Annotated in this window: 13 protein-coding genes; 6 read left to right on the forward strand and 7 right to left on the reverse strand. The window is 72.3% G+C overall.

The window, feature by feature from the left end; translation table 11 throughout:
* Positions 1–207: 207 nt before the first annotated feature.
* A complete protein-coding gene (gene glgX, locus ACWCXH_RS03545; RefSeq protein ID WP_449799641.1) occupies positions 208–2,412 on the reverse strand; it encodes a glycogen debranching protein GlgX in 2,205 nt (734 codons plus the stop codon).
* A 478-nt stretch (positions 2,413–2,890) separates the two neighbouring features.
* On the opposite strand from glgX, the gene ACWCXH_RS03550 reads away from it, so the two are divergent.
* The 4 genes from ACWCXH_RS03550 to ACWCXH_RS03565 all read left to right on the forward strand — a co-directional run bounded on the left by ACWCXH_RS03550 (position 2,891) and on the right by ACWCXH_RS03565 (position 8,016).
* On the forward strand, positions 2,891–4,129 hold the full coding sequence (locus tag ACWCXH_RS03550; protein ID WP_449799642.1) for a L,D-transpeptidase: 1,239 nt from the start codon (positions 2,891–2,893) through the stop codon (positions 4,127–4,129).
* Positions 4,130–4,328: 199 nt separating this feature from the next.
* Positions 4,329–5,546: a L,D-transpeptidase gene (locus tag ACWCXH_RS03555; RefSeq protein ID WP_449799643.1), complete on the forward strand. Its 1,218-nt coding sequence runs from the start codon at positions 4,329–4,331 to the stop codon at positions 5,544–5,546.
* A 220-nt stretch (positions 5,547–5,766) separates the two neighbouring features.
* Positions 5,767–6,264: an ATP-binding protein gene (locus ACWCXH_RS03560; protein ID WP_449799644.1), complete on the forward strand. Its 498-nt coding sequence runs from the start codon at positions 5,767–5,769 to the stop codon at positions 6,262–6,264.
* An 870-nt stretch (positions 6,265–7,134) separates the two neighbouring features.
* A complete protein-coding gene (locus ACWCXH_RS03565; protein ID WP_449799645.1) occupies positions 7,135–8,016 on the forward strand; it encodes a DMT family transporter in 882 nt (293 codons plus the stop codon).
* Positions 8,017–8,128: 112 nt separating this feature from the next.
* Here the strand turns inward: ACWCXH_RS03565 and ACWCXH_RS03570 are convergent, their stop codons facing one another.
* Positions 8,129–8,620 carry a MarR family winged helix-turn-helix transcriptional regulator gene (locus tag ACWCXH_RS03570; protein ID WP_449799646.1) on the reverse strand — a complete coding sequence of 164 codons (492 nt, stop codon included), beginning with the start codon at positions 8,618–8,620 and terminating at the stop codon, positions 8,129–8,131.
* A gap of 90 nt (positions 8,621–8,710) precedes the next feature.
* Between ACWCXH_RS03570 and ACWCXH_RS03575 the strand changes: the two genes are divergently transcribed.
* Both ACWCXH_RS03575 and ACWCXH_RS03580 read left to right on the forward strand, forming a co-directional pair.
* Positions 8,711–10,060, forward strand: a complete 1,350-nt coding sequence (locus ACWCXH_RS03575) for an FAD-dependent oxidoreductase (protein ID WP_449799647.1) — start codon at positions 8,711–8,713, stop codon at positions 10,058–10,060.
* Positions 10,061–10,101: 41 nt separating this feature from the next.
* Positions 10,102–11,043, forward strand: a complete 942-nt coding sequence (locus ACWCXH_RS03580) for a nuclear transport factor 2 family protein (RefSeq protein ID WP_449799648.1) — start codon at positions 10,102–10,104, stop codon at positions 11,041–11,043.
* A 115-nt stretch (positions 11,044–11,158) separates the two neighbouring features.
* On the opposite strand, the gene ACWCXH_RS03585 is transcribed toward ACWCXH_RS03580, so the two are convergent.
* The 5 genes from ACWCXH_RS03585 to glyA form a co-directional block, all read right to left on the reverse strand.
* Complete coding sequence (locus ACWCXH_RS03585; protein WP_449799649.1) at positions 11,159–12,118, reverse strand: hypothetical protein; 960 nt, start codon at positions 12,116–12,118, stop codon at positions 11,159–11,161.
* Positions 12,119–12,121: 3 nt separating this feature from the next.
* Complete coding sequence (locus ACWCXH_RS03590; protein WP_449799650.1) at positions 12,122–12,634, reverse strand: hypothetical protein; 513 nt, start codon at positions 12,632–12,634, stop codon at positions 12,122–12,124.
* A gap of 16 nt (positions 12,635–12,650) precedes the next feature.
* Positions 12,651–14,345, reverse strand: coding sequence for a hypothetical protein (locus ACWCXH_RS03595; protein ID WP_449799651.1), 1,695 nt, complete (start codon positions 14,343–14,345; stop codon positions 12,651–12,653).
* A 136-nt stretch (positions 14,346–14,481) separates the two neighbouring features.
* Positions 14,482–15,849 carry an L-serine ammonia-lyase gene (locus ACWCXH_RS03600; protein WP_449799652.1) on the reverse strand — a complete coding sequence of 456 codons (1,368 nt, stop codon included), beginning with the start codon at positions 15,847–15,849 and terminating at the stop codon, positions 14,482–14,484.
* Positions 15,850–16,002: 153 nt separating this feature from the next.
* Entirely contained in the window at positions 16,003–17,271 is a 1,269-nt protein-coding gene (gene glyA, locus ACWCXH_RS03605; RefSeq protein ID WP_449799653.1) for a serine hydroxymethyltransferase, read from the reverse strand.
* Positions 17,272–17,405: the final 134 nt, after the last annotated feature.

Here is a 17,405-nt window from a genome sequence, read left to right on the forward strand (position 1 = left end):
CGTCGTGAGGGTAGGCAGAGGGTCCGTCATTTCTCATCAGGTTTTTCGCCCCTGTCAGGGCGGTGCAGCGAGAACCGGTCATCCGTACGGGCGGTCGCGTGCCACCCGGTCGGCGCCCACTGCTCGGCGGCGGTGCCGGTGCCGGGCGCGATCGGCGTGCCGGAGAACGTCGGGGTGGGCCACTCGCGCGGCTGACGCGGGCCCGGTCTATTCGGGGGCGGGCGCGCGCAGTAACTGCAGCGAGCGCCCGCCCAGCACGACGGCGCCCCGCGGGGGCGGTCCGCCGGTACCCGGGGTGGCCGTGTCGGCGACCGTCTCGTACGCGGCCTCCGGCGCGGCCCAGGGTTCGCCGGGGAGGGTGAAGACGACCGGTTCGTGGCCGGCGTTGAGGAGCAGCAGGAAGCTGTCGTCGGCGAGCGGCCGTCCGGTCGCGTCCCGTTCGGTCATCGCGGCGCCGGAGAGCAGCATGCCGAGGCAGGTCGTCGGGGCGAACCAGTCGGCCTCGGTCATCTCCTTGCCGAGCGGGGTGAACCAGGCGAGGTCCGGCTGGCCGCCGGGGGAGGCGGCCCGGCCGGAGAAGAACGCCCGCTGCCGCAGCACCGGGTGGGCGCGGCGCAGCCGCACCAGCCGCGCGGTCAGTTCGCACAGCTCCCGCCAGCCGGGCTCGCGCAGCAGGGACCAGTCCAGCCAGCTGATCTCGTTGTCCTGGCAGTAGGCGTTGTTGTTGCCGCCCTGGGTGCGGCCGAACTCGTCCCCGGCGGTGATCATCGGGACGCCGGTGGAGAGCAGCAACGTGGCCAGCAGGTTGCGCAGTTGGCGCAGCCGCAGGGCGTTGACCTCCGGGCTGGTGGTCTCGCCCTCGACGCCGTGGTTCCAGGAGCGGTTGTCGTCGGTGCCGTCCCGGTTGGCCTCGCCGTTGGCCTCGTTGTGCTTGCGGTCGTAGCTGACGAGGTCGCGCAGGGTGAAACCGTCGTGCGCGGTCACGAAGTTGACGGAGGCGTACGGCCGGCGGCCGCCGCGCTGGTAGAGGTCGGAGGAGCCGGACAGCCGGTAGCCGAGCTCGCGGACGTCCGGGCGGGCGCCGCGCCAGAAGTCCCGGACGGTGTCCCGGTACTTGTCGTTCCACTCGGCCCACAGCGGCGGGAAGCCGCCGACCTGGTAGCCGCCCGGGCCGACGTCCCACGGCTCGGCGATCAGCTTGACCCGGCTGAGGAGGGGGTCCTGGGAGACGGCGGCGAGGAACGGGTGGTCCATGTCGACGCCGTCGCCGGCGCGGGCGAGGGCGGCGGCGAGGTCGAAGCGGAAGCCGTCCACGCCCATCTCGGCGACCCAGTACCGCAGCGAGTCGGTGATCAGCCGGATCACCTGCGGGCGGCGGGTGTCCAGGGTGTTGCCGCAGCCGGTGTAGTCGGCGTAGCCGCGCGGGCGGTGCGGGGCGAGGCGGTAGTAGGCGGCGTTGTCGATGCCGCGCAGGGAGAGCGTGGGCCCGAGTTCGGCGCCCTCGGCGGTGTGGTTGAACACCACGTCGAGGATCACCTCGATCCCGGCGGCGTGCAGGGCGCGGACCATCCGCTTGAACTCGCCGACCTGGCCGCCGCGCGAGCCCGAGGCGGAGTAGCCGGCGTGCGGGGCGAAGTAGCCGACGGTGTTGTAGCCCCAGTAGTTGGCGAGACCGCGCGCCTGGAGGTGGTCCTCGCTGGCGTGCTGGTGGACCGGCAGCAGCTCGACGGCGGTGACGCCGAGGCGGGTCAGGTGGGCGACGGCGGCGGGGTGGGCCAGGCCCGCGTAGGTGCCGCGCAGGTGGGGCGGGACGTCGGGGTGGCGCATGGTGAAGCCGCGGACGTGCAGTTCGTAGAGGACGGTCTCGGCCCACGGGGTCTTCGGGCGGTGGTCGTCGTACCAGTCGTCGTCATCGTGGACGACGACGGACCTGGGCACGTAGCGGGCGGAGTCACGGTTGTCCCGGACGGTGTCGGCGACGTTCGCCTCCGGCCAGTTGCGGACGGCGCCGCTGGCCGCGTCGTGGGAGGTGTAACAGCCGTCGATGGCACGGGCGTACGGGTCGAGCAGCAGCTTGGCCGGGTTCCAGCGGGCGCCCGTCCACGGGTCCCAGCGGCCGTGCACGCGGAAGCCGTACCGGGTGCCGGGTCGGACGCCGGGCAGGAAGCCGTGCCAGATGTGGAAGTCCTGCTCGGTGAGGCGGTGCCGGCTCTCCTGGCCGGCCTCGTCGAACAGGCACAGGTCGACGGCCTCGGCGCCGGCCGCCCAGAGCGCGAAGTTGGTGCCGGGGCCGCCGGGTTGGCCGGTCCGGAAGCGGGCGCCGAGCGGCTGCCAGTCGCCGGGCCACGGTGGCTCGGCGGTCGTCCCGCCGCGGGTCCGCGCACCGGCTTCCAGCTCCCGCCCTGACGCCATGGCCATGCCCTCCCTGGACGGGGTGTCCCGGACCCCGTTCACTTCCTCATTCCCGGTTTGCGCTGATCGGAAGCGGCTGAACGGGGGCTTACCGGCGGATGGACTCCCGCCCCCACCCCACCCCCTCGCCCCCGGTTCCGCCCCAACACCATCCCCGGGGACGTCCTGGAGGTGAAGGACTCCGCCGCGACCTCGTGCCGCCGCAGAACGGGCTCGACGGCCGGGACGTGCCGTGGGCGCGGTGGGTGGCGGACAGTGCACCGGCCCGAACCGCCGGCGCGCGGGTCTTCACGACCGGTTCACCCCCGCTCCACCCACCTCCCCCGGAGTTCACCCGGACGGCCCAGTTATCCTGCTCCGACGCGTCGCGGATCCGGCGCGGAAGTCGCCGGGGTCCCGGCGCGAAAGATCGGCGCCCGGTGCAACTCACGGGGGCACTCGATGCGTCAAGAGTGTGGATACCGGGAGGGGAGAAACCGTGAAGACGGGAATGACGGCCGGCGCCGCGATACGCAGGGGCGCGGTGGCACTGGCCATGGGCGGGGTGCTGCTGCTCACCGCGGCCTGCAACGATGACAGCGGCGGTGGCGGCAAGGCGTCCGGGGGCAGCACCGCGGCGGCGGCCGGCGACTCGGCGGCCCCGGCGGCCGCGCAGCCCGCCCCGAAGACCTCGGCCGCGGTGCTGGCCGTGGAGCCGAAGGACGGCGCCCAGGACGTCGCTCCGGGCGCGCTGGCGGTGTCCGTCTCCAACGGCAAGCTCACCTCGGTCGAGGTGACCGACAAGGACGGCAAGCCGGTCGAGGGCGCGATCGCCCCGGACGGCAGCGGCTGGAAGCCCGCGGCGGCGCTCGCCGTCGGCATGGCGTACAAGGTGAACGCGCAGGCCAAGGACGCCGACGGCCTGGTGGCCGCGTCCACCACCACGTTCACGACGCTGACGCCGGAGAAGAAGGTCTCCACCAACGACAACATCGCCGACGGCTCCACCTACGGCGTCGGCATGATCGTCTCGGTGAACTTCACCAAGGACGTGAAGAACAAGGACGCCGTCCTCAAGGGCATCAGCTTCGAGACGAACAACGGCACCGAGGTGAAGGGCCACTGGTTCGGCGACCGCCGGGTGGACTTCCGTCCGGCCGAGTACTGGAAGCCGGGCACCAAGGTCACCATCAAGTACCGGCTGAAGAACGTCGAGGTCTCCCCGGGCGTCTACGGCGACGTGGACAAGGACGAGCCGTTCACCGTCGGCCGCTCGATGATCTCCACCGCGGACGCCAAGTCGCACCAGATGACCGTCGAGCGGGACGGCAAGAGCACCACCGTGCCGGTCACGCTGGGCGCGGACGCGACGCCCTCCTGGGGCGGCACCATGGTGATCATGTCCAAGGAGAAGGTCACCCGGATGAACTCGCAGACCGTCGGTCTCGGCGGCGAGTACGACATCCAGGACGTGCCGCACGCGATGCGGCTGACCACCTCCGGCACCTTCGTGCACGGCAACTACTGGGCCAACCCGGCCCCGTTCGGCAGGAACAACGCCAGCCACGGCTGCATCTCGATGGCGGACGAGAAGGGCGGCAGCGACTCGTCCGTCGCCGGCAGGTTCTTCAACGACTCGATGGTCGGCGACGTCGTCAAGATCGTGAACTCGAAGGAGAAGACCGTCTCGCCCTCCAACGGGCTGGGCGGCTGGAACGTGGACTGGGCGAACTGGTAGGTCCTACCCGGCGGTAGGCCCGGGTAGTCCCGGTTCGTCACCGCTTTTCCGTCGAGCGGCCCGATCCTCACCCGTTGGGGTCGGGCCGCTCGCGTTTTCCGAGCGCGAAGCCCTTCGAATGGCGCAACCTTTTCGGTGGCCAGCGCGTGTATTGGTCGGGCCCTGTGGGTCCAGCGGGGTTTCAGAGGGAGGGATCGACGTGAAGTCGATACGCAGGGTGGTGGCCGTCGGTCTGGGCGGCGCGATGTTGGTCCTGACGGCGGCGTGCAACGGCGACGGCGGCAGCGGGAACGCGGCCAAGGCCGACCTGGGGGCGGGCGCGGCCGGCGGCGCGCCCTCGGCCGCCGCCACCGCGAGCGCGGCGCCGAAGGTGTCGCAGGCCGTGGTGTCCATCGAGCCGAAGACCGGCTCGGTCGACGTGGCGCCGGGCGCGCTGAAGGTCGGGGCGACGGGCGGCAAGCTCACCACCGTCAAGGTCAGCGACAAGACCGGCAAGGAGATCGCCGGCACGATCGCCGCCGACGGCTCGACCTGGACCCCGTCCGCCGGGCTCGCGGTCGGCACCGCCTACCAGGTGAGCGCGATGGCCGCGGACGCCAACGGCGTGGTCGCGCAGGCCGACAGCAGCTTCACCACGCTGACGCCGACGGCGCTCGCCAAGGCGGCCGACAACGTCGACGACAACGCGACGTACGGCGTCGGCATGATCGTCTCGGTGAACTTCAGCAAGGACGTCAAGAACAAGGACGCGGTCCTCAAGGGCATCAGCTTCGAGACGAACAACGGCACCGAGGTGAAGGGCCACTGGTTCGGCGACCGCCGGCTGGACTTCCGCCCGGCCGAGTACTGGAAGCCCGGCACCAAGGTCACCGTCCACTACCGGCTGGGCAGCGTCGAGATCGCCCCCGGGGTGTACGGCAGCGACCGGGACGAGCCCTTCACGATCGGGCGGTCCCAGGTGTCGACGGTTGACGCCAGGACGCACAAGATGACGGTCGTGCGGGACGGCCAGTCCTCCGACATCGACATCACCTCCGGCTCGGACGCGCACCCGACCTGGAACGGCACCATGGTCATCGAGTCCAAGGAGGGCGTGGTGCGGATGCAGTCCAGCACTCTGCCCGGCATGACCGGCGCGTCGTACGACCTCCAGGTGCCGCACTCGATGCGGCTCACCGACTCCGGCACCTACATCCACGGCAACTACTGGTCGGACGCCTTCGGCGAGGACAACGTCAGCCACGGCTGCGTGGGCCTCAAGGACGTCAAGGGCGGCGGCGACTCCACCTCGATGGGCAAGTTCTACGACAGCTCGATCGTCGGCGACGTCGTGATCGTGAAGAACTCCAACAAGCCCGAGACCCTCGACCCGTCCAACGGTCTGAGCGGCTGGAGCCTGCAGTGGAGCGCCTGGTAGGAGCGCTTTCCCGGCGACCCGGGCCCGACTCTCGTCGGGCCCGGGTCGCCGTGTTTCCGGCAGCTTGCCGTCGGTCCACCGCCCCTCTCTTGCACGGGGCATATGCCGACTCGGGGTGATCGTTTGCTCATTGTCCGTACGCGGCCGCTTGCGTTCCGCAATGATGGGTCGCATGGCGGGTTGGGGCGAAACAGATCAGTCATCAGTTCCCGGAGCCGGATTGGTCGCCGAGGCGTCCTGGATCGACGTCCCGGGTGCGCTGTCGGCGCTGGAGCGGCTCAGCTCCGAGGAGCTGGAGGAGATGTACTTCGGAAGGCTGTGCGATCAGTCCGCGCCGGGCGAGGTGCGGCTGCCGTCCCGGGCGGAGTCCGCCCCGGTGGCCCGTCGGCTGGTGCTGTCCGTCCTGGAGTCCTGGGACCTCCACCAGCACCTGGAGGCCGGGGAGTTACTCACCAGCGAGCTGGTCTCCAACGCCGTGCGGCACGCCGCCGGCCGCACCATCGGGCTCCAGGTGACCCGCAAGCCCGGCTGGCTGCGGGTTGAGGTCCGCGACTCCTCGCGGGCGCTGCCCTGCGTGATCCTCGCCGAGCCGGTGCCCGTCACCGAGCGGGGGCGCGGCCTGCGGGTGGTCGACGACATCGCCGACCGCTGGGGGGCGGACCTGCTGCCGCGGGGCAAGGGCGTCTGGTTCGAGCTGAAGATCCGCGAGCGCCACTGAGGCCTTTTTCCGCTCCGGTTCCCGCTCCGGAAAACACGCAGGGCCCCCGAGTGCGCCGTGGTCCGGCGGGTGGGGGCCCCTGCAAGTCATCGCGCCGGCCAAGGGGGTGCGTGCCGCGCGATGGGCGTCGACTGTGCCAGGTCGGGCCAGTCGAAGTTCGATATGTCGACTATCGCACGGATCTCAGCATGCGGGCAAACCGGACGGCATGGATTGAAAGGCTTGTCACCCAGTTGACCTTGGGATTTTGCATAGGTTAACGCTAAGGCCTGTGAATATTCATGATCGGCGGGCTCTGGCGGCGGTTTCGGTGGAGCGCGAGCCGGGCGTCCGTGAGCCCGAGCCCTGCGAGGGCGACGTGCGCGGGGGAGTGGGTTCGCTCCTCGGGGTGATCGGGTGCGGATTTCGTTGACGCCGGTGCCGGCTCGCCGATTTCGCGGGTGGCACTGGGTTCACCGGTGGCGGTTCGCTTCAGTCCGCACGCTACACGGAGGGACGCCCTGTCGTGCAATGGTGACGATTAGTCATATCTCCTGCGCGCATTGGTGGTTGGACGGTGGTGGCCCACCCCTTCCATCAAGAGGTCGCTCGACCTCGGCGACTTGAGCTTCGGGAGCGGATCCCCCGTCGTGGGAGCCGGCCTGCGCAGGAGGTCGGCGGCCCGACTTCCTGCGCAGGCCCCCGGTTACCATCGGGTCCGTGAACTCCTACTGGCGCGTCGCGCTGCCACCGCTCTGCGCCTGATCGGGCGCGCGTCGGTGGCTTGATCCCGCGACCCCGGCCGGCCTTCCCCGCCGCCGGGGGCACGTTGCGTGCGCCCGTTTCGAAACCACTCACCATCACGGTTGTCGACGACGGAAGTTCACCATCGTGCGTGCTCGCTCGGCCCTCAACGGGCCTCTCCCGATACTTGCCGCCGCCCTCCTCTGGGGCACCACCGGGACCGCCAGTTCCCTCGCCCCCGCCGGGGCGTCCCCGACGGGCATCGGCGCTGCCGGGCTCGTCCTCGGCGGCTTGCTCCTCTTTCTCACCTCCCGGGACGCCCGGACCCTGCCCCGCGCGTGCACCCGCCGCGAAAGCGGGCTCCTCGCCATGGGCGCCGTCGCGGTGGTCGGCTACCCGCTCACGTTCTACCCGGCCGTCACCCGCACCGGCGTCGCCGTGGCGACCGTGATCGCACTCGGCAGCGCCCCCGTGTTCACCGGCCTCCTCGGCTGGCTCGCGGGCCAGGGCCGTCCGACCGCCCGATGGGCCGCCGCGACCGCCACGGCCGTCCTCGGCTGCACCGTCCTCGTCCTCGGCCCCGAACTCACCGGCGGCGGCGCGCCCGTGGACGTCCTCGGTGTGCTGCTGGCGGGGCTCTCCGGGCTCTCGTACGCGGCGTACTCCCTCGTCGGCGGCCGGCTGATCGCCCACGGGCACGCGTCCGGCGGCGTGATGGGCGTGATGTTCGGCGGTGCAGCGCTGCTCGTCCTGCCCGTCCTCCTCCTCGGTGACGGGCACTGGCTGCTCACCTTCCGGGGCTCGGCCGTCGCCCTCCACCTCGCCGTGATCACCACGTTCCTCGCCTACCGCCTCTTCGGCCACGGCCTGCGCCACACCACCGCCCAGACCGCCACGACGCTCACGCTGGCGGAACCCGCCGTCGCCGCCCTCCTCGGCGTCGCCGTCCTCGCCGAGCGGCTCCCCGCCGTCTCGTGGTCGGGCCTGGCCGTCCTGGCCGCCGGCCTGGCGGTTCTCGCCTCCGGGTGATCTCGGCGAGCGACCGGCTGCCGCCGGGCGCCGCAGGAGTGGCGGGAACACCCGGGCCTCTTCGGTGGGGTCACGCGGGAAGTCGGCCGGGCCGACTTCCCGTGCGCCCGCTTCAGCGGCGGCGGCCCCTCGCGGGGAGGGCGCGGACGCGGGTGAGGTGGCGCTCGTAGAGGTCGCGGGAGTTGCGCAGGAAGCCGGCCAGCAGGGCCAACTCCTCCTTGCTGTAGGCCTTGAGTGCCTCGCCGCCCTCCAGTGCGAACGGGCCGTACAGCTCCCAAGCCTTCTGCTGCGCCTGCTCGGTGATCCGGACGGCGACCTTGCGACGGTCCGAGGGGTCGGCCGAGCGGGTCAGGTAGCCGAGGCGCTCCAGGCGGTCGAGCATCGTCGTCACGCTGCCGGTGGTGAGCCCCAGGGCCTGGCTGAGCTGCCCCGGTCCGTACGACTCCTGTTGCATCAGCAGTTCCAGGCAGCGCAGGTCCGTCCGGTTCACCCCGAGGACGGCCGCCGCCGCCTCGTCGAAGGCGTCCACCGCCGCCTGCAGGGCCTGCACCTCCGTGCTCACGGCTTCCCGGAGCTCGTCCGCGGGCCGGCTCGCATCCGTCACCACAATCTCCTTGACAGTCGAGTCTCTTGAGTATCAAGATGAATTTACCTCGATAGCCAAGATACATGAGAGTCAAGGGAAGTGCTCCCCATGCATGTCATCGTCATCGGCGGCGGTACCGGCGGAATGTGCCTGGCCCACGGGCTCAAGAAGGCGGGCGTCTCGGTCGCGGTCTACGAGCGGTACGGCTCGCGCTCCGACGGCCTGTACGGCTACCGCGTCGGCATCGACCCCACCGGCAACCGCGCGCTGCGGCAGTGCCTGCCCCCGGACCTCTTCGACACCTTCGTCGCCACCTGCGCCCGCACCCCGCGCCACTTCAACGTGTTCACCCAGAAGCTGCGCCGCACCGCCACCTTCCCGCTGCGCGACGACCGCGACGCCGTCGACAGCGAGCGCTCGGTGTCCCGCGCGACCCTGCGGCAGGTGCTCTTCACGGGGATGGACGACGTCGTCCACTACGGCAAGGTCTTCACCCACTACGAGCAGCACGAGGACGGCACCGTCACCGCCCACTTCGCCGACGGCACCAGTGCGACCGGCGACGTCCTGATCGCCGCCGACGGCACCCGGTCCGCCGTCCGTCAGCAGTACCTGCCGCACGCCCGGGTCAAGGACGCCGGCATCACCTCCATCGCCACCAAGACCCCGCTCACCCCGGAGACCCGCGCACTGCTGCCCGAGGAGGCCCGCAACGGCATCTCGCTGATCTTCGGAACCAAGGGCCTGATGGGCATGGTCCACGTGATGGAGTTCCCGTGGGACACCGACGGCCGGCCCAAGGACCCGGCGGACGCCGCGCTGCTCGACGCGTGGTCCGGACTGCAGTACGACAACTCCCGGGACTACATCAACCTCTCCGTCTGGAGCTCCCACGACCACTTCCCGGCCGACACCACCGAACGGCGCGGCGCCGAACTGATCCGCACCGCACTGGAGGTGTGCGACAACTGGCACCCCGGCCTGCGCCGCATCTTCGAACTCTCCGACCCCGACGCCGCGTTCCCGATGAGGATCTCCACCTCCGAGCCCGTCGAGCCGTGGCGCACCACCAATGTCACCCTGCTCGGCGATGCCATCCACACCATGACCCCCGGCCAGGGCGTCGGCGCCAACACCGCCCTGCGCGACGCGGCCCTGCTCTGCCGCGAACTGACCGCCGCCGCCCGGGGCGAGAAGCCCCTGCTCGCCGCGATCGGCGACTACGAGGCCGAGATGATCCCGTACGGCTTCGCCCGCGTCGCCGACTCCCTCGACAACAACGGCACCAGCGGCGACGACCCGCTCTACAAGCCGCTGACCGGCCGTCTCGCCCTGTTCGCCGCCCGCACCTACTTCAGCCTCACCAGCCGCATTCCGGCCGCCCGCCGGAAGTTCCTCGACGACCTGTACGCCTACCGCGGCGCCGACGAACGCGCCGACGAACTCCGGGACCTGTGAAACCCGTGCGGGACGGGTCTGGCCGGGTGTTGGATGATCACGTGACCGACACCGCCCTCGCCCGGCTGCACGAGTCCCTCCGCTCACGCCCCGGGGCCACCGGGACCGCCTTCGACCCCTTCCCCTTCCTCCGCGCCCTGCACGAGGCGGGCTCCCGCGCCGTCGTGATCGGCCAGGTGGCCGGGATCCTGCACGGCTCGGCCGACCCGACGAGCGACCTCGACCTCCTGTGGGACGGGAGCCCGGCGGAAGCCGGGTCCCTGCGGGCCGCCCTGACGGCCGCGGGCTGCACCGAACTCCCCGACCTCGACCGGCCGTCGACGCCTTTCCGAGTGCCGGGCGCCGACGGAGACCTCTGCACCCCGGCGGCGCCGTGGGGCGGCCTCGACACCACGGGCTGCCTGGCCAGGGCCGTTACCGCCGTCGATCCGTCGACCGGCCTCACGGTGCGGTACGCGGCGCTCGACGACCTGATCCGGATGCGGCGGGCGCTCGCCCGCCCGAAGGACCACCGCCGCGCGGACGAGCTCGAAGGCCTGCGGGGCGCCTCCCCGCTCGACGTCCTGGCCAGGTTCCGGCGGGCGATCCTCGACAAGGACGCCGACGCCCTCGCCGACCTCTACGCGCCGGACGCCGTCCACGAGTTCCCCTTCCTCTTCCCGGGCATGCCCGAGCGCCACGAGGGCCGGGAGGCCGTCCGCGCGGGCTACCGCGCCGCCTGGGGCGCGAGCCCCGCGCAGCCGCGGGAGATCCGCGAGGTCGCCGTCCACCGGAGCACCGACCCCGAGGTGATCACCGTCGAGCAGGTCGTCACGGGCACGGTCGCGGGGACGGGCCGCCCGTTCTCCGCCTCAGGCCTCCTGGTGATCCGCGTCCGTGCCGGCCTCATCGTGCACGTCCGCGACTACATGGACGGCCTCGGCGTGGCCCACGCCATGGGCCGCCTGACCGCCGTCGCCGCCCAGCTGGAGGGCGGCGCCTGATCCGGGGCCCGGCCGGCTTCCCCGGCGGTGGGGTGGGCTGAGGTGCGCTGGATGGAACGGGACCAGGAGGTTCCGCTGACGGCGGTCACCAGGTTTACGAGGTTCCCCAGTAGCCCTAGCAGCGGCCGGTGAGGCACCAGGACGTCACCAGGGACTGCTGGACGTGCTGGAGGAGGGCGGGCCAGTCCTCGGCGGGGCCGGCGACCAGGAGGGCATAGGTCTTCCCGTCGGGGGCGGTGAGGACGTGGTCGACGACGCGGCGGGTGCCCCTGCCGGGCGGGTCGTAGGCGTACTCCAGGTCGGCGGCGCCGCCCGCCGTGACCTCCAGGCGGATGCGCCGGTAGCCCGGGAAGCGGGTGGGGTTGCCGGCCAGGCTGCTGTCGGTGGCGGCGGCCTGGTCGTAGGGAGCGCCGTCGCCCATGACGAAGACCTGGATCAGGCTGGTGCCGTCGGGGGAGTCGTAGAAGACGGACGTGCCGTCGGCGCGTCGTCGCCAGCCCTCGGGGACGGTCAGGGTGAAGCCCGCCGCGTCCTGGACCGTCGTGAGGCCGGTGGTCGGTGTGGATGTCGATGTGGGCGTCGGGGTGGGGGCCGGGCTCGTCGGGACGGGAGAGGCCGGAGGGGTGGTGGTACGGGTCGGGGTGGGGGAGAGGCGCACCGGTGAAGGGGACGTCGAGGTCCCGGCGTTGGCCGGCGGCTTCCCGTCGGCGCGCAGTGACAGCAGGTACCAGCCGCCGCCCGCGATCCCGCCCACGAGCACTCCGGCCACGGCCGCCAGCACCAGCGCCCTCGGGCGAGGCCGCCCGGCCGACGGCCCCTCGGGCGGCGGGTGCTCGGCCTGCGGCTGTCCGTGCGGCGGGTAGTCGGCCTGCGGCTGTCCGTGCGGCGGGTAGTCGGGCTGCGGGTTTCCGGGCTTCGGGTAATCGGGTGGCCGGTAGTCGGCCTGCGGCTGTCCTTCCGGCGGGTACCTAGGCGGCAGCGCCGGAGGTGGCGGCGGCTGGACGGGCGGCGGCGGAGCCGCCGGGCCCGGCCGGGTGACCCAGCGCTGCCGTTCGGCGTCCCATTCCAGGTCCACGGCTCAGCCCAGGAACTGTTCGATCGCCTGGACGACGGCGAGTGCCGAGGCGAGCCCGGACACCACCGTGCCCGCTCCCCCGAGCAGGTCCCGCAGTCGCTCCAGCCGTGTCCGCCCGGCCGTCCCGGTCCGTTCGAGCTCCGTGCCGATGGCCTCCAGCTCGCCCTCCACCCGCTCCACGCCGTCGCCCTCCGTCCGTGCCAGCAGCGGGAGTTGCTGCTGGAGCGTCCGGACGGAGGTCAGCAGCTCGCGCGCCTGGGCGTCGAGGTGCACCGAGGAGTCGACGGCTCGCGCGCCCGCGCCGGACGCCACCGCACCCCCGCTCATCGACCCGATGGCGATCGCGCCGGGCGCGGCGGCGCCCGGCACCGCGACGCCCGGTTCACCCGCGGCAGGGGCGGGACCGACCCGCTGCGACCGGTCCTCCGCCACGGCGTGGTCGCCCGCCGCGACCGCCCCACCGCTCAGCCGGCCGATCGACACCCCGCCGGCCTGCTCCCGCTCTCCACCACTCATCGAGAAGTCCTCTCCATCAGGTCGTTCCGTCACCACCGGCGGCGCCCCCGGCCCGGGCCGAGGCGCCGGCCCCGGACGCGACCGCGCCGCCGCTCATCGCGCCGATGTAGACGCCGCCCTCCAGCACCTGCACCACGGTCTGCTCGAACTGGCCGGTGTCGTAGCCCTCGCTGTGCAGCGCCTCCCGCACGCCCGCGATGACCCGTTCCTGGACCGTCCGCAGGTACCGGTTGACGTCCAGGTCCTGGAGCAGCGAGACGGAGGGCTCGGCGGCGAGTTCGCGCAGCGAGACGCCCGGCCGGGCCGACGGCGCGAAGCCGTCCCCCGCCGTGCCCGCCCCGCCTCCGGGCCCGGCGCCGTAGCGCAGCAGCGCCCGGAGCGCGGCCGGGCCGGCCACGAAGGCGGACACCGCCGGGCGCCCGGAACGCAGCCGGACGCCACGCAGGGCGACGGCGTCGGCCAGCAGCTCGTAGTCGTGCCGGACCGGCCCGAGGACGTGCGGCACGACCTCCAGCACCAGCAGCCGCCCCTGGGTGTGCACCCGGATCAGCACCGTCAGCACCACCTGCTCGTCCCACGCGCCGATCCGGATCCGCAGGAAGTGCCGGCGCCGCTCGGCGCCCTCGTCCACCGCGTCGTGCAGGTGCCGCTCGACGGTCTCGCGGTCGCGGCGGACGGCGCCGCGCGCGGGGCCGTAGGGGAGCAGGACGACCTCCTGGACCTCCATGTCCCGCAGCCGGTCGAGGCTGGTCTCGGCGGCGGCCTGCCGCAGGGCGTGCAGGCGCGGGACGATCAGGTCGAGGACGGCGCGCGCGGTGAGGTCGCGCTGCCCGGGATCGACGCCCTGCCCCGGGACGACGCGCCCGGTCGTGCGGCGCTTGAGCTCCAGGACGAACGACCAGGGCTGGAACGGGATCCCGGAGCCGAGGAAGGGCTGCGCGGGGTCGTAGACGACGAGCGCGGAGTACTGCTCGGCCTCGATGGCGCCGCGGATCGCGCGGTAGCGGCCCCGGCGGGGCGGTTCGGCGGGCGGCAGGTCGGGGTAGCGCAGCCGGTTGAGCTGTTCGCGGATGGTGCGGGCGGCCAGCAGCCGGTGCACCCACACCACGGCGGCGAGCGCGCACGGGAATGCCACGCCGAGGTAGTAGGAATGCTGGACGAGGTCGCTCACCGCCCGCGCCCAGTAGCCGAGTTGGGCGAGGACGGCGACGACCGAGAGGAAGCCGGTCCGCGCCCGCCGGAGCGGGGGCGGCGAGCTGGCCGGCGGGGCGGGCGCGTAGAGCGCGTGGTCGCGGGCGGCCGGGGTCTTGGCGAACCAGGACAGCATGCAGACGAAGGCGTAGAGGAGGGCGAAGTTGGCGACGTACGGGGTGGCCGTCCGTATCCCCTCCCCGAGCGTGTCGGAGGCGGAGGGGCCGTAGTAGCCGGGCCCGAGCCGGGGGGAGGGGTCCGCGATCAGCGGCTGGTACGAGGCGGCGAGGAAGCCGACCCAGATCGCCGCCAGCACGGCCCCGGTGACCGCCTCCGCCGCCCGCGCCCTGAGCGCGTGCGCGAGGACCGGGACGAGGTCGAAGCCCAGTGACGGCGGCACGGAGCGCTCGTCGTGCTCGACCAGTTCGGAGACGACCCGTCGGCGGAACTCCGGGTCGAGGTGCACACCCGCGCACATCAGTCGGGTCGCCTCGGACGTGGCGTACGGCTGGAACGTCATCCACTCCCCCTGTGGCGAGTACCAACTGGCGGGGATTATCCGCCTGTTGGCGGACAGTCGGCTACCTCTTTAACGCACTGAGCCCCCGGACGGTCACGCCGTCCGGGGGCTCAGGGGGCTCACGATGCCGAGGAGATCAGCACTCGATGACGTTCACGGCGAGGCCGCCGCGCGAGGTCTCCTTGTACTTGATCTTCATGTCGGCACCGGTCTCCTTCATCGTCTTGATCGCCTTGTCGAGCGAGACGTGGTGCCGGCCGTCGCCGCGCAGGGCCATGCGGGCGGCGGTGACGGCCTTGACGGAGGCCATGCCGTTGCGCTCGATGCACGGGATCTGGACCAGGCCGCCGACCGGGTCGCAGGTGAGGCCGAGGTTGTGCTCGATGCCGATCTCGGCGGCGTTCTCGACCTGCTCGGGGGTGCCGCCGAGGACCTCGGCAAGGCCGCCCGCGGCCATCGAGCAGGCGGAGCCGACCTCGCCCTGGCAGCCGACCTCGGCGCCGGAGATCGAGGCGTTCTCCTTGAACAGCATGCCGATGGCGCCGGCCGCGAGGAGGAAGCGGACGATCCCGTCCTCATCCGCACCCGGGATGAAGTTCAGGTAGTAGTGCAGGACGGCGGGGATGATCCCGGCCGCGCCGTTGGTCGGCGCGGTGACCACCCGGCGGCCGGACGCGTTCTCCTCGTTGACCGCCATCGCGTAGAGCGTCACCCACTCCATCGCGTTGGCCGGGCCGATGCCCTCGGCGCGCAGCGCGCGGGCCGCCGCGGCCGCGCGGCGGCGGACCTTGAGGCCGCCGGGCAGGATGCCCTCGCGGGACATGCCGGCCCGCACGCACTCCTGCATGACCTGCCAGATCTCCAGCAGCCCGGCGCGGATCTCCTCCTCGCTGCGCCAGGCCTTCTCGTTCTCCAGCATCAGGCCGGAGATCGACAGCCCGGTCTCGCGGGTCAGGCGCAGCAGCTCCTCACCGGTGCGGAAGGGGTACTTCAGCGCGGTGTCGTCCGGCTTGACCCGGTCGGCGCCGATCGCGTCCTCGTCGACGACGAAGCCGCCGCCGACCGAGTAGTAGGTCTTCTCCAGCAGCGTCGAGCCGTCGGCCGCGAACGCCCACAGGGTCATGCCGTTGGCGTGGTAGGGCAGCGAGCGCCGCCGGTGCAGGATCAGCTGGGTGTCCGGGTCGAAGTCGATCGGGTGCTCGCCGAGCAGGCTGATGCGCTTGTCGGCGGTGATCCGCTCGACGTCCTTGTCGGCCTGGTCGACGTCGACGGTGCGCGGGGAGTTGTTCTCCAGGCCGAGCAGGACGGCCTTCGGGGTGCCGTGGCCGTGGCCGGTGGCGCCGAGCGAGCCGTACAGCTCGGCCCGGACGCTCGCCACCTCGGCCAGCAGGCCTTCGGACCGCAGCCGGCGGGCGAACATCCGGGCGGCGCGCATCGGGCCGACGGTGTGGGAGCTCGACGGACCGATGCCGATGGAGAAGAGGTCGAAGACGCTGATGGCCACGGGGGACGTCCTTGTCTGGTTCTCGTGGAGGACAGGCGCTGCTTTTGAACGGTGCAGCATGGGAAGGGGCACCGCGCGTAATTCCAGTGTGCGCGGTGCCCCGGAAACAGCAGGTGGCCGGCCGGCGTGAGGCCGGTCACCCACCCCCGACGATCAGAGGTTCGGGTAGAGCGGGTACTTCTCGGCCAGCGCGGTGACGCGGGCCTTCAGGGCGGCGGCGACGGTCTCGTCGAAGCCCGGCTTGAGGGCCTCGGCGATGACGTCGGCGACCTCGCGGAAGTCCTCGGCCTGGAAGCCGCGGGTGGCGAGGGCCGGGGTGCCGATGCGCAGGCCGGAGGTGACCATCGGCGGGCGCGGGTCGTTCGGGATGGCGTTGCGGTTGACCGTGATGCCGACCTCGTGGAGGCGGTCCTCGGCCTGCTGGCCGTCGAGCTGGCTGTTGCGCAGGTCGACCAGCACCAGGTGCACGTCGGTGCCGCCGGACAGCACGGAGGCACCGGCCTCGGCGACGTCCGCCCGCAGCAGGCGCTCGGCGAGGATCCGGGCGCCTTCCAGGGTGCGCTGCTGGCGCTCCTTGAACTCCTCGGACGCGGCGATCTTGAAGGCGACGGCCTTGCCCGCGATCACGTGCTCCAGCGGACCGCCCTGCTGGCCGGGGAAGACCGCGGAGTTGATCTTCTTGGCGTGCTCGGCCTTGGACAGGATGACGCCGCCGCGCGGGCCGCCCAGGGTCTTGTGGGTGGTGGTGGTGACCACGTCCGCGAACGGCACCGGGTTCGGGTGCAGGCCCGCAGCCACCAGGCCGGCGAAGTGCGCCATGTCCACCATGAGCAGGGCACCGACCTCGTCGGCCACCCGGCGGAACTCGGCGAAGTCCAGCTGGCGGGGGTAGGCGGACCAGCCGGCGATGATCAGCTTCGGCTGGTGCTCCTTGGCCAGGCGCTCGACCTCGGCCATGTCGACCTGGCCGGTCTTCTCGTCCACGTGGTACGCGACCACGTTGTAGAGCTTGCCGGAGAAGTTGATCTTCATGCCGTGGGTCAGGTGACCGCCGTGGGCCAGGTTCAGGCCCAGGATGGTGTCGCCCGGCTGGATCAGCGCGAACATCGCGGCGGCGTTGGCCTGCGCGCCCGAGTGCGGCTGGACGTTGGCGTGCTCGGCGCCGAACAGGGCCTTGATGCGGTCGATCGCGATCTGCTCGACGACGTCGACGTGCTCGCAGCCGCCGTAGTAGCGACGGCCGGGGTAGCCCTCGGCGTACTTGTTGGTGAGCACCGAGCCCTGGGCCTCCATGACCGCCACCGGGGCGAAGTTCTCGGAGGCGATCATCTCCAGGGTGGTCTGCTGGCGGTGCAGCTCGGCGTCGACCGCGGCGGCGATCTCCGGGTCGAGGGAGTGCAGGGACTGGTTGAGAACCGTCATGGTGTGGTCTTCCCGGGGAGGAGGGACGGCTGGGGGTGGGTGGGCCGCCGCCGGTGCCGGGGACGATGCGCACGCGGGCGATCGCCTCCTTGCGACGGCCGAGGCCGGCGCCCGGGATGGCCTCGCCGAAGCGG

The organism is Kitasatospora sp. NPDC001660 (assembly GCF_053596725.1).